At 34.8% G+C, this 13,935-nt stretch carries 10 protein-coding genes; 7 read left to right on the forward strand and 3 right to left on the reverse strand.

Annotation, left to right across the window (positions count from 1 at the left end):
* Positions 1-222 precede the first annotated feature (222 nt).
* From KW2_RS03035 to icd, 5 genes are all read left to right on the forward strand, one after another.
* A complete protein-coding gene (locus tag KW2_RS03035) occupies positions 223-1,485 on the forward strand; it encodes an FtsW/RodA/SpoVE family cell cycle protein (protein WP_021036850.1) in 1,263 nt (420 codons plus the stop codon).
* A 104-nt stretch (positions 1,486-1,589) separates the two neighbouring features.
* A complete protein-coding gene (locus KW2_RS03040) occupies positions 1,590-5,003 on the forward strand; it encodes a pyruvate carboxylase (RefSeq protein WP_021036851.1) in 3,414 nt (1,137 codons plus the stop codon).
* Positions 5,004-5,127: 124 nt separating this feature from the next.
* Positions 5,128-6,453: a citrate/2-methylcitrate synthase gene (locus KW2_RS03045; protein WP_021036852.1), complete on the forward strand. Its 1,326-nt coding sequence runs from the start codon at positions 5,128-5,130 to the stop codon at positions 6,451-6,453.
* The gene (gene acnA / locus KW2_RS03050) at positions 6,450-8,996 is read left to right on the forward strand and encodes an aconitate hydratase AcnA (protein ID WP_021036853.1); all 2,547 of its coding nucleotides are present in this window, start codon (positions 6,450-6,452) and stop codon (positions 8,994-8,996) included. The genes KW2_RS03045 and acnA overlap by 4 nt, the downstream gene beginning before the upstream one ends.
* Positions 8,997-9,015: 19 nt before the next feature.
* The gene (gene icd, locus KW2_RS03055; protein WP_021036854.1) at positions 9,016-10,254 is read left to right on the forward strand and encodes an NADP-dependent isocitrate dehydrogenase; all 1,239 of its coding nucleotides are present in this window, start codon (positions 9,016-9,018) and stop codon (positions 10,252-10,254) included.
* A gap of 39 nt (positions 10,255-10,293) precedes the next feature.
* Here the strand turns inward: icd and KW2_RS03060 are convergent, their stop codons facing one another.
* Positions 10,294-10,893 (reverse strand): ATP-dependent Clp protease proteolytic subunit, encoded by a 600-nt coding sequence (locus KW2_RS03060; RefSeq protein WP_011834647.1) that lies wholly within the window; start codon positions 10,891-10,893, stop codon positions 10,294-10,296.
* Positions 10,894-11,088: 195 nt separating this feature from the next.
* Here KW2_RS03060 and KW2_RS03065 point away from each other — a divergent pair, with 195 nt between their 5' ends.
* Together KW2_RS03065 and spx are read left to right on the forward strand one after the other, a co-directional pair.
* Complete coding sequence (locus KW2_RS03065) at positions 11,089-11,619, forward strand: hypothetical protein (RefSeq protein WP_011675638.1); 531 nt, start codon at positions 11,089-11,091, stop codon at positions 11,617-11,619.
* A 170-nt stretch (positions 11,620-11,789) separates the two neighbouring features.
* Positions 11,790-12,188 carry a transcriptional regulator Spx gene (spx, locus tag KW2_RS03070; protein ID WP_003129597.1) on the forward strand — a complete coding sequence of 133 codons (399 nt, stop codon included), beginning with the start codon at positions 11,790-11,792 and terminating at the stop codon, positions 12,186-12,188.
* Between the two features lie 150 nt (positions 12,189-12,338).
* On the opposite strand, the gene KW2_RS12310 is transcribed toward spx, so the two are convergent.
* Both KW2_RS12310 and KW2_RS03075 read right to left on the reverse strand, forming a co-directional pair.
* Positions 12,339-12,473: a hypothetical protein gene (locus KW2_RS12310; protein ID WP_014572996.1), complete on the reverse strand. Its 135-nt coding sequence runs from the start codon at positions 12,471-12,473 to the stop codon at positions 12,339-12,341.
* 96 nt (positions 12,474-12,569) lie between these two features.
* Positions 12,570-13,733, reverse strand: a complete 1,164-nt coding sequence (locus tag KW2_RS03075) for a hypothetical protein (protein WP_021036855.1) — start codon at positions 13,731-13,733, stop codon at positions 12,570-12,572.
* Positions 13,734-13,935 lie beyond the last annotated feature (202 nt).

The following is a 13,935-nucleotide window of genomic DNA, read 5'->3' on the forward strand; positions in this document are numbered from 1 at the left end:
AGTAGCTAAAAAGATTACCAGTAAATATATTTATTATAATTTTGTGACACTATCCAACAGAGTCACTGACAGAGCTGTAAATTAATAAATTTCCTCATACAAAAAAATAGAGTAAATGATAATAAAAATTTCTCTTGCTGGTCATTAACTTATGGTCGCTTTGAATATCTTTATAAATTATTCAACTCATGCTATAATAATATGAATGAGGAAAAAAAGATAATGAATTTGAATAAGAATAATTTTTTAAACTACTCTATATTAATTCCATACCTAATTCTTGCAGGAATTGGGATAGTAATGGTATTTTCAACTACGGTTCCTGACCAATTGCAAAAAGGCTTAAATCCTTATAAATTGGTAATTAACCAAACGGCATTTGTACTGTTGAGTATTATTATGATTGCAGTGATTTACCGTCTGAAACTTAGAGCGCTCAAAAATAGAAAAATGATAGGAATAATTATGGTTATTTTAATTCTGTCATTAGTTTTCTGTAGAATAATGCCCTCGAGTTTTGCACTGACAGCTCCCGTTAATGGAGCCAGAGGCTGGATTCATATTCCAGGAATTGGGACGGTACAGCCGGCAGAATTTGCCAAGGTTTTCATTATTTGGTATTTAGCGTCAGTTTTTTCAACAAAGCAAGAAGAAATTGAAAAAAATGATATTAATGAAATTTTTAAAGGAAAAACTCTAACTCAAAAGCTTTTTGGGGGTTGGAGATTACCAGTTGTTGCAATATTGCTAGTCGACCTTATTATGCCTGACCTCGGGAATACTATGATTATTGGTGCGGTTGCATTGATAATGATCGGTGCAAGTGGGATTTCTTGGCGTTGGTATTCTGGCTATTCCAGATTAATTTTATCTCTGATGGTCATTTTCCTAGGTTTTCTTTTTATTGTAGGTGGGGATATTATTCCTAGTTTTTTACCAATTGCCTATATCAATAAACGATTTGAAGCCTTTGTTAATCCCTTTACTGATTTGGCCAATTCAGGTCACCAGTTAGCTAATTCCTACTACGCTGTTGTAAATGGCGGTTGGACAGGACGTGGCCTAGGAAATTCGATTCAAAAAAATGGATTTTTACCAGAAGCTCAAACCGACTTTATTTTTCCAATTGTAGTAGAAGAATTGGGAATTATTGGTGGAATAATTATATTAGCAATTCTATTTTTCTTGATAAGCCGAATGTTAATCGTTGGAATCAAAGCCAAAAGTGCCTTTAATTCACTGATTATGATTGGCGTTTCTGGATTATTGCTAATTCAAGTTTTTGTCAATGTTGGTGGTGCGATTGGGATTATTCCAGAAACAGGGGTAACTTTCCCCTTCTTATCACAGGGAGGCTCCTCCTTCTTGGTCCTCTCGCTTGGGATTGCTTTTGCCTTGAATATCTCAGCTGATGAGAAACGTCGAGAAGTTTCTGAGCTTTCTAATCACTATAGTAGCAGTGTCCCAAATTATGAAAACGATTGACAAATGTCAGTCGTTTAAAAGTGTATAAAAGATTTTTATAATATATGGAAGAGTGAAAGGAATTAATAATTACCTTTCCAAACAAGCCTCATTAAGGAGTCAAAATGAAAAAACTACTCGTCGCCAATCGTGGAGAAATCGCCGTTCGTGTCTTTCGTGCCTGTAATGAACTCGGACTTTCTACAGTAGCCGTCTATGCAAGAGAAGATGAATATTCTGTTCATCGCTTTAAAGCAGATGAATCTTACCTTATCGGTCAAGGTAAAAAACCAATTGATGCTTATTTGGATATTGATGATATTATTCGTGTTGCTCTTGAATCAGGAGCAGATGCCATTCACCCAGGTTATGGTCTCTTATCTGAAAATCTTGAATTTGCCACAAAAGTTCGGGCAGCAGGCTTAGTTTTTGTTGGTCCCGAACTTCATCACTTGGATATATTTGGTGATAAAATCAAAGCAAAAGCCGCGGCTGATGAAGCTCAAGTTCCAGGAATTCCTGGAACAAATGGTGCAGTAGATATTGACGGAGCTCTTGAATTTGCTCAAACTTACGGATATCCAGTCATGATTAAGGCAGCATTGGGCGGCGGCGGTCGTGGAATGCGTGTTGCGCGTAATGACGCTGAAATGCACGACGGATATGCTCGTGCGAAATCAGAAGCTATCGGTGCCTTTGGTTCTGGAGAAATCTATGTTGAAAAATACATTGAAAATCCTAAGCATATTGAAGTTCAAATTCTTGGGGATAGTCATGGAAATATTGTCCATTTGCACGAACGTGATTGCTCTGTCCAACGCCGAAATCAAAAAGTCATTGAAATTGCCCCAGCCGTAGGACTCTCACCAGAGTTCCGTAATGAAATTTGTGAAGCAGCAGTTAAACTTTGTAAAAATGTTGGTTATGTTAATGCTGGGACGGTTGAATTTTTAGTCAAAGATGATAAGTTCTACTTTATCGAAGTCAACCCACGTGTTCAAGTTGAACACACAATTACAGAGCTCATTACAGGTGTAGATATTGTTCAAGCACAAATTTTGATTGCTCAAGGCAAAGATTTACATACAGAAATTGGTCTCCTAGCGCAAGCTGAAATACCACTTTTGGGCTCAGCCATTCAATGTCGAATTACTACAGAAGACCCGCAAAATGGCTTTTTACCAGATACAGGTAAAATCGATACCTACCGTTCACCAGGTGGTTTCGGCATTCGTTTGGACGTTGGAAATGCCTATGCTGGTTATGAAGTGACTCCCTATTTTGACTCGCTTTTAGTAAAAGTTTGTACCTTTGCTAATGAATTTAGCGATAGTGTACGTAAAATGGATCGTGTGCTTCATGAATTCCGTATTCGTGGGGTGAAAACTAATATTCCATTTTTGATTAATGTTATTGCCAATGAAAACTTTACGAGCGGACAAGCAACAACAACCTTTATTGACAATACTCCAAGTCTTTTCAATTTCCCACGCTTACGTGACCGTGGAACAAAGACCTTGCACTACTTATCAATGATTACAGTCAATGGTTTCCCAGGGATTGAAAATACAGAAAAACGCCATTTTGAAGAACCTCGTCAACCTCTACTTAACATTGAAAAGAAAAAGACAGCTAAAAATATCTTAGATGAACAAGGGGCTGATGCGGTAGTTGAATATGTGAAAAATACAAAAGAAGTATTATTGACAGATACAACTTTACGTGATGCTCACCAGTCTCTTCTTGCCACTCGTTTGCGTTTGCAAGATATGAAAGGAATTGCTCAAGCCATTGATCAAGGACTTCCAGAACTTTTCTCAGCTGAAATGTGGGGTGGGGCAACCTTTGATGTCGCTTATCGTTTCTTGAATGAGTCGCCATGGTATCGTCTACGTAAATTACGTAAACTCATGCCAAATACCATGTTCCAAATGCTTTTCCGTGGTTCAAATGCAGTTGGATATCAAAACTATCCTGATAATGTTATTGAAGAATTTATCCGTGTAGCAGCACATGAAGGAATCGATGTCTTCCGTATCTTTGATAGCCTCAACTGGTTACCACAAATGGAAAAATCAATCCAAGCAGTGCGTGACAATGGAAAAATTGCCGAAGCAACCATTTGTTATACAGGAGATATCCTTGACCCAAGTCGACCAAAATATAATATCCAATATTACAAAGATTTGGCAAAAGAGTTAGAAGCTACTGGGGCTCATATACTTGCCGTTAAAGATATGGCGGGCTTGTTGAAACCTCAAGCGGCATATCGCTTGATTTCAGAATTAAAAGATACGGTTGACTTACCAATTCACTTGCATACACATGATACTTCAGGAAATGGTATTATTACCTATTCTGGTGCAACTCAAGCAGGAGTAGATATTATTGATGTGGCAACTGCCAGTCTTGCTGGTGGAACTTCTCAACCTTCAATGCAATCAATTTATTATGCCCTTGAACATGGTCCCCGTCATGCTTCAATTAATGTGAAAAATGCAGAGCAAATTGACCATTATTGGGAAGATGTGCGTAAATATTATGCACCTTTTGAGGCAGGAATTACGAGCCCACAAACTGAAGTTTACATGCATGAAATGCCTGGCGGACAATATACTAACTTGAAATCTCAAGCAGCAGCTGTTGGACTTGGACATCGTTTTGATGAAATCAAACAAATGTATCGTAAAGTAAACATGATGTTTGGCGATATCATTAAAGTAACTCCTTCATCAAAAGTAGTTGGTGATATGGCACTCTTTATGATTCAAAACGAATTGACTGAAGAAGATGTCTATGCGCGAGGAAATGAGCTCAACTTCCCTGAATCAGTAGTTTCATTCTTCCGTGGTGATTTAGGTCAGCCTGTTGGCGGCTTTCCAGAAGAATTACAAAAAATTATTGTAAAAGACAAATCAGTCATTACGGATCGTCCAGGATTACATGCCGAAAAAGTTGATTTTGCAACTGTAAAAGCTGACTTGGAACAAAAAATTGGTTATGAACCAGGTGATCATGAAGTTATCTCTTACATTATGTATCCACAAGTTTTCCTTGATTATCAAAAAATGCAAAGAGAATTTGGAGCTGTCACACTACTTGATACGCCAACTTTCTTACACGGAATGCGTCTCAACGAAAAAATTGAAGTCCAAATTGAAAAAGGTAAAACGCTCAGCATTCGTTTAGATGAAATAGGAGAACCTGACCTCGCTGGAAATCGTGTGCTCTTCTTTAACTTGAACGGTCAGCGTCGTGAAGTTGTGATTAATGACCAATCCGTTCAAACTCAAATTGTAGCTAAACGTAAGGCAGAAACAGGTAATCCAAATCAAATTGGAGCAACTATGCCAGGCTCTGTTCTTGAAATTTTAGTTAAAGCCGGAGAGAAAGTTAAAAAAGGACAAGCTTTGATGGTTACCGAAGCCATGAAGATGGAAACGACCATTGAAGCACCATTTGATGGTGAAATTGTTGCCCTTCATGTTGTCAAAGGTGAAGCAATTCAAACACAAGACTTATTGATTGAAATTGACTAACTTTAAATTAACCCTACCATTATGGTAGGATTTTTTATTTTCTAAAAAAAGTAATTTTAATTTTCAGAAAATATATAATTTTCGGAATAAAAAGTGTATAATAATGAAATAGATGGAGGTATTTATGAATTTAATGAATAAAGAAGAAAAAATGATTAAAAATTCACAAATTCCTAGTGAATTTTACAAAAAGTACAACGTTAAAAAAGGTTTAAGAGATATTAATGGAAAAGGTGTTTTAGCAGGATTAACTAATATATCTGCGATCCATTCTTTTGATAAGGAAGGGAAACAAATTCCTGGTGTCTTAGAATATCGAGCCTATAATATTAAAGATATCGTTAGTGACTTGAGAAGTAAAAATCGTTTTGGCTTTGAAGAGATGACCTACCTTTTATTATTTGGAGAGTTACCTTCGGCAAAGGAACTTCAAGAATTTCAAATTCTGTTAGCTAGCAAAAGAACTTTACCCGAGTTTTTTGTTCGCGAAACAATACTGACCAATCCTTCAAGTGATGTAATGAATTCTATGAGTCGCTGCCTACTTGCACTTGCTAGTTATGATAAAAAAGCTTCGGATATTTCAATTGAGAATGTCTTAGAGCAGTCGTTAGCACTCATTGCAGATTTTCCTCTTCTTGCGATTTATAGTTATCAAGCTTATATTCATTATTTTAAGAAAGAAAGTCTTTATATTCATTTCCCAGACCCTGAATTGACAACGGCCGAAAATATTTTGCGTATGCTACGACCAGATTGTCATTATTCAGATATGGAAGCAAAAGTATTAGACATTGCTCTAATTCTACACATGGAACATGGCGGAGGGAATAATTCGACATTTACGACTCATGTGGTTACTTCCAGTGGAACAGATACTTATGCTACGATAGCTGCTGCTCTTTCGAGTTTAAAAGGGCCAAAACATGGTGGAGCAAACATCAAAGCGGCAAAAATGCTAGAAAATATTAAAGAAAATATCTCTGATTACAATAATGATGAAGAAATAAAAAAATATCTTCATCAAATATTAAATAAAGAAGTTTTTGATAAGCAAGGATTGATTTATGGCATTGGCCATGCGATCTATAGTGTGAGTGATCCACGTTTTGAGGTTTTTAAATCCTATGTTGAAAGTCTGGCAAAAGAAAAAGGATTGGAAGAAGAATTTAAACTTTATGAAAAAGTTGCTTTCCTTGCTCCTAAAGTGATATCCGAAAATAGAAAAATTTATAAAACAATTTGTCCAAATGTTGACTTTTATTCAGGCTTTGTCTATAAAATACTGGAAATCCCACAAGAATTATTTACCCCCTTATTTGCCATCGCTAGAATTGTAGGTTGGTTGGCTCATAGAATGGAAGAATTAATTAATATGAATAAAATCATAAGACCTGCTTATGAGAGTATTTTAGAGTCTAAAGCTTATACAAGATTGGAGGAAAGATGAAAACTTTAAAAATTAATGATAAAGAGTATCACTATTTTGATATTAGTGAGACTGAGAGAATTGAAGACTTTCCATATAGTTTAAGAGTTCTTTTGGAGAGTTTGATTAGGCAGAAAAATGATAAAAATATTGATCAAGCTTATATTCAAGCCATTAAAGATTATTTAAAAAGAGAAGTCGGTCAAGAAACCGTTTTTTTACCAAGTCGTGTGGTTCTTCAAGATTTTACAGGAGTTCCAGCCATTGTTGATTTGGCAGCAATGCGTGATGCGATGCTCAAATTAGGAAAAAATCCTGAGTTAATTAACCCAGAAATTCCAGTAGATTTAGTTATTGACCATTCTGTTCAAGTAGATTTTCAAGGAAATGAACAAGCCTTCTTATTAAATTCAAAAAAAGAGTTTGAACGTAATCGTGAACGCTACGAATTTTTAAAATGGGCAGAGCAATCTTTTGATAATTTTAGAGTGGTTCCTCCAGCAACAGGTATCATTCATCAAGTTAATATTGAATATTTAAGCGAAGTAATTAGCGAAAATGATGGACTTTTATATCCAGATAGTGTTTTTGGTACAGATAGTCATACAACAATGATTAATGCTTTAGGCGTTCTGGGTTGGGGAGTCGGAGGGATTGAAGCTGAGGCTGTAATGTTAGGGGAACCTAGCTCATTAACTGTTCCAGAAGTAGTAGGGGTAAAATTAACAGGAAAACTTGGAGTATTTGCTACCGCGACAGATTTAGCTTTAACAGTCACGAAAATTTTACGAGATGAAAAAGTGGTAGGGAAATTCGTTGAATTTTTTGGGGAAGGATTAAAAAATTTAAGTTTAGCCGATCGAGCAACAATTGCAAATATGGCTCCTGAGTATGGTGCCACCTGTGGATATTTTCCTATTGATAATGAAACATTGAAGTATCTTCGGGCGACAAATCGTTCTGAGGAAATAGTTGCGCGAGTAGAAGCATATGCAAAGGCAAATAAACTATTTTATAATGATAGTTACCAACCACACTATAGCAAAGTCATTGATATTAATTTAGAAAAAGTAGAAACACGACTGTCAGGACCTTCACGTCCGCAAGATATGCTGGAATTAGGAGATTTATCTCATAATTTTGAAAAGTTCGTTGAACAACAAAAAAAATTGAAAGAAGAAGATGGGAAAATTGCTATTGCAGCTATTACGAGCTGTACCAATACGAGTAATCCCCATGTAATGATGATGGCAGGATTACTCGCAAAAAATGCAGTAGAACAAGGTCTTGAAGTTCCTAGCTGGGTCAAAACATCATTAGCTCCAGGTTCAAAGGTCGTTAGCTCTTACCTAGACAAGGCAGGTCTTCTTCCTTATCTTGAAACTTTAGGATTTAATGTAGTTGGATATGGTTGTACAACATGTATTGGTAATTCAGGACCACTTTTAAGAGAAATGGAAAAAGAAATTACTGACAAGGAACTAGTTGCAACCAGTGTTTTAAGTGGAAATAGAAATTTTGAAGGAAGAATTCATCCATTGGTAAAAGCAAATTATCTTGCAAGCCCCCCTTTAGTAGTTGCTTATGCACTAGCTGGTTCCGTTAGAAAAAATCTAACTAAAAATCCATTAGGTACGAATCTTAAAGGTGAAAAAGTATATCTGAAAGACATTTTACCTCCTTCTTATGAGGTGGACGATTTAGTTCAAAAGTATGTGACTAAAGATTTGTATGCCAAAACTTATGCAAAAATTTTTGATGAAAATACAATTTGGAACGATATTCAAACGAAAAAAAGTCAAGTCTACAATTGGGAAACTGACTCTACTTATATTTCTAATCCCCCTTATTTTGATGATATGACATTAGTAGCTACTAATAAAAATATCCTTTCAAATTTGCAGGTTTTAGCAAAATTTGGAGATTCTATCACAACTGATCATATTAGTCCTGCCGGTAATATTCCTTTGAAGTCACCTGCTGGCGATTATTTAAGAAATTCAGGAATAACTTATAAAGACTTTAATAGTTTTGGTTCAAGACGAGGGAACGACAAAGTGATGACTCGAGGAACTTTTGCAAATATTCGTATCAAAAATCAACTTGTTGCACCACTTGAAGGTGGATATTCTAAATTTGCTGATGAAATTTTACCCATATATGAGGTAGCACAAAAATATAAAGAAAAAGGAGCAGGATTGATTGTTCTTGCTGGAAAAGATTATGGAATGGGTTCAAGTCGGGACTGGGCAGCTAAGGGAACAAAATTACTTGGAGTTAAGGCCGTAATTGCTGAAAGTTTTGAACGTATTCACCGGAGTAATCTTGTCATGATGGGGATTCTTCCTTTACAGTTTTTAGATGATCAAAATGCGAAAAGTCTTGGATTGACTGGAGATGAAGTTTTTTCTATCGATTTACCAGGCCATCCTAAAATTCATGAGAAAATCACAGTTCAGGCTGATGAGAAGAAGTTTCAAGTTCTCTTACGCTTTGATTCACAGGTAGATTTGGATTACTACACTAATGATGGAATCATGCCTTATGTGATTCGTAAAAAATAAAAATTAGGTGAAAATTATTATGAAAATTGAAATGAAGAACGGGAAATTAATTGTACCAGATTATCCAACAATTGGTTACATAAGAGGAGATGGTGTTGGTGAGGATATTTTTCCACAAGCTAAGCGTGTTTTTGATGCTGCTGTTCTAAAAATCTTTGGCGAAAAAAAGAAAATAGATTGGCAAAAATTATTGGCAGGCGGAGAAGCTTTCGCAAGTAGAGGTGAATATCTTCCTGATGAAACACTTGAGCAGATTAAAGAAAATTTGATCGCAATTAAGGGACCGTTAATGACTCCAGTTGGTGAGAGTTTTCGTTCTATTAATGTCACTTTGAGACAAAAGCTAGATTTATATGCTTGCGTAAGACCTGTAGAATATTTTTCAGGGATAAACTCTCCTGTAAGAGCACCAAAGAAAGTCAATATGACAATTTTTAGGGAAAATACAGAGGATATTTATGCAGGAATTGAATTTTCTTCTTCGTCAAAAGAATCTAAAAAGTTAATAAATTTTTTGGAAAGAGAGCTGTCTGTCCATTCAATTCGCTTTGCAGAAACTTCTGCGATTGGAATCAAACCCGTTAGCCCTGATGGAAGCAAACGTCTGGTTAGCGCAGCCTTTGATTATGCTATAAAGATGAATAAGAAGCGCGTGACATTTGTTCATAAGGGAAATATCATGAAATTTACAGAAGGAGGATTTAGAAAATGGGGCTATGAGGTAGCTAAAAATTATCCAACTTTTACAAAACTAGAATACGATAAGATAAAAGAAGAAAAAGGCACTGAACAGGCTGAAAAAGAGAAAAATATTGCACTAAAATCAGGTAAAATTTATGTTGATGATGTGATTGCTGATAATTTTCTTCAACAGATTATCCTTAATCCTGATAATTTTGAGGTTGTTGCCACTCTTAATTTAAATGGGGATTATATTTCTGATGCCCTTGCTGCCCAAGTTGGAGGTATTGGAATCGCACCTGGAGCAAATATTAACTATGAAAGTGGCCATGCTATTTTTGAAGCAACTCATGGAACAGCTCCGGATATCGCTGGTTTGAATCTTGCCAATCCCTCTAGCCTTTTATTATCAGGAGTCATGATGTTTGAATATATTGGATGGCAAGATGTGGCAAATATTATTAGAAGAGCTTTAGTTTCTACTTTTAAACTAAAAAAATACACTTCTGATTTAGGTGGGAATCTTTCAACATCTTCTTTTGGAGATCTTCTTATAGCTTATATTGAGAATGATTAAATAAAAAAAGCCCTAGCTTTACTAGGACTTTATTGCTTATTATTTTAATGAATTATTTTCCATAATTTCATCAATGAAACCATATTCTAAAGTTTCTTTGGCATCCATCCAATGGTCACGCTCAGCATCTTTGTGAATTTGTTCAAGTGAGCGATTAGAATTATCAGCAAGGATTTGTTCCAAACGTTTACGTGTTTTCAAAAGTTGTTCGGCGACGATTGCCATATCAGTTTGTTGAGTACCTTGACCTGCACCACCCATTGGTTGGTGAATGAGGTATTCAGCATTTGGTAACATAAATCGTTTACCCTTAGTACCGCTTGAGGCGATGATTGTTCCCATAGAAGCAGCCATTCCCATAACGATAGTTTGGACATCCGATTTGATAAAGTTCATTGTATCCACGATAGCGAGCCCAGCTGATACAGAACCACCAGGTGTGTTTACATAGAGATAAATGTCTTTAGTATTATCTTGTGCATCCAAGAAAAGAAGTTGGGCAATGATAGAATTTGCCATACCATCTTCAACAGGTCCTGTCAGCATGATAATACGGTCTTTTAAAAGTCGTGAATAAATATCATAAGCACGTTCACCACGGCTTGATTGTTCAATAACGGTAGGTACTAAATAACCCATAGAATGAATCTCCTTTATAAATAAGATATGGACTTAATTTAGGAATAAATTAAGTTCAATTGTTTATTTTTCTATATTATAACTCATTGGTCAAAAAAGGTCAAAGAAAATTGTTTTTTTTAGCAACTTTTACTAAAATTATTAAAAAAAGAGTTTAAACTTTCTTAACGCTTTCAAATTTGTTATAATTATGGCATGAATACAGAACTTATTATTGCGATGATTTTTGGCCTGATTATCGGCGCATGGTTGATGATTGCAGGCATCTACATTTATAAAATTTATGACGAAAATCGTTATAAGAAGCGATTAACTATTGAAAAATTACTGCGTGAAATTGAAGTCCGAAACACACTTAATCAAAAAGTGATTGAGATTCTTAATCGTCCAATTACTGGTAATGATAAGGAATTGATTAATCCTCAGAGTGATGTAAAAGTCCCTTTTTATGATTATAATTTTTTGAAGAACTATACCTCAATGTATAATTTATACATTCCAACTTATTTTTTGAATACTTTTTTCAAAAAATTGTCACATCATTTAGCAGTATTTGACGATGAACAAGATTTGAAAAATGGCGGATATATTTTCAAAGAATCACGAACAATTTTTGAAAACTTTTCTGTTGAAATTACAGATGATATTGAAGCCAAAAAACGAGAGTTACAGAAGGCAAAAAATGTTTATCCTTCAATGTTGAAAAAGCAACATTATAATATTTAAGATGATAAAAAAAGCCACTATTTTAGGTGACTTTTTTTACTTTTGCTGTTTGAAAAAATTTGTGAAAAAACTTTGAAAAGGTCTTTTTTTAAGTCTATAAATATGGTATAATTGTACAATCATTGATGTTTAATACTATTAGATAAATAAATATACACGAAGGAGAGACGATGATCACAATCTATACAGCACCCTCTTGTACAAGCTGTAAGAAAGCTAAGACATGGCTTTCATATCACCATATCCCATTTAACGAAAGAAATCTCATCGCGGATCCTTTATCAACCACAGAGATTAGCCAAATTTTACAAAAATGCGATGATGGTGTTGAAGGATTGATTTCAAGCAGAAACCGTTTTGTGAAAACTTTAGGTGTTGATTTTGAAGACATTTCACTTTCACAAGCAATTAAAATCATTTCTGAAAATCCACAAATTATGCGTCGTCCAATAATCATGGACGAAAAACGTCTTCATGTAGGTTATAACGAAGAAGAAATTCGTGCATTTTTACCTCGTACCGTTCGTGTTTTAGAAAATGGTGGAGCTCGATTGCGTTCAGCAATTTAATAAAATATTCATTTTTGGAATTTTTATAGACGCGTTTGCGTCTTTTTTTGTTAAATAATGATAAATAAAAAACTACTGGTAGAGATTACCAGTAGTTTTGAGTAGCCAAAGTTAGAAGTATGTCAATAATAAAAATGAATATTGGAGAGTCTAGTTAGAAGCAACCGCAGACTCATCAAGTTCAAAATCATCAAGAGTCGTTGCTGAAATAAAAATTGTGGGCAAGTATGGATCAACTGCGGAAACCGCAGCAAGTGAAAGGAGCAGTAAGCTTTTAAATTCCATGATGAACCTCCAGCAAAATTATATTTGTAAAAAGATTATAACACAATATTCAGAAAATTCAACCTTTTGATTTGTCCCCTAAAAACTCAGAGCTTATCATTTTTGAAAAAGTCTTACTTTCCATTCACTTTCTTCTTGAACAACTCCTCTGAGCGAGTTGATAAACATAACGAGCCAGGTGAACGATATTGCAAAAGCAATGATTTCAAAGACTGTTAATGAGAGATAATGAATGCTCATAAAAGCGAAGGCAGACACAATTAGAGCGATCAACGCGGTCCATGATAAGGTAAGAAACTCTTTGGAAATAGAAGGAACTAACCATTTTAAAAAGATAATCATGAGAAGTACAACTCCTACTAAACCAAATGCGGAATTGTTATGAATAGGCATTGTCCAAGACTGTGCAGGAAATATCCCTACGAAAGCAATCAAGATTGAGATAATAATATAAAAAATACGAATTATTTTAAATTTATAATTGTAGAGCTTGCTTTTAGAAAATTCCGCAAAGAGAAAATCTGTGATAGTAAGAAGAATAAGAGCAGAGAAAATTAAAGTAATATTGAACTGCCAACGTTGTGTGGCTTCTCCAGTCCCTAAAAAGCTAAAATTATGTTGCCACCAATCTTTTTGATTATTAGTGGCCATTGAAACAAGAATACCTCCGATAAAGGTAGTAAAAAGTAGCAAAATAAGATTTGATAAAGTGACAGAAACAGCTGCTGAAATAAGAAAATAAAGGACTATCCCGACAAATACTAAAACAAGAAATCCAGCTGTGAAAGGGTCAAAAGTCACTCCGCTAAAAGTTTTACCGATAATATACCAGAAAATAATCTGAACGGCAAATGCAATACTGGTGTAGGCTACTGATAATGTTAAGCTTTCTCTAAAGATTTTAAATTTAGATTTTGATAAATCACAGCTTTTCTTTAAGTAAATCCATAAGAAACCAAAAAAACCTAATAATGTCGAGAGGATTATACTTAAACTTGCTACTGACAGGTGCCGACTTCCAGTAAATGCAATTTGAGAATGTTTAGCAAATAAAAAAATAACCATGGCAACTATGCCGGATAAAAGACTAGGGACGATAAAATAATGTAATGCTAGCGTCTGTTTATTAGGATGGGAGGCATCTGGATTTTCTAATAATATTCGCTGATTTTCCAAGCGTATTGATAATTGGTCATTTTGTGCATAATCACTTAATTTATTAAAAAGTTCATCGGGAATTTCCAAGTAATTTTTAGTCATGATATTCTTCCTAGTTTTAATATAGTGAATAAATTAAATTTATACAATAGATACTTTAATCTATTTACTCTGATTATATTTTACCATTTAAGTCCTTCGACTGTATACTAGAACGTAGTTCTTAGCCATAAAGAGTGGGTAAAAGAAATTATTTAAGAATCAAAAAATTATAAAATAGATTGACTTATTGTGAAAATCATGT

Source organism: Lactococcus cremoris subsp. cremoris KW2 (assembly GCF_000468955.1).
GTDB classification, from domain to species: Bacteria; Bacillota; Bacilli; order Lactobacillales; family Streptococcaceae; genus Lactococcus; species Lactococcus cremoris.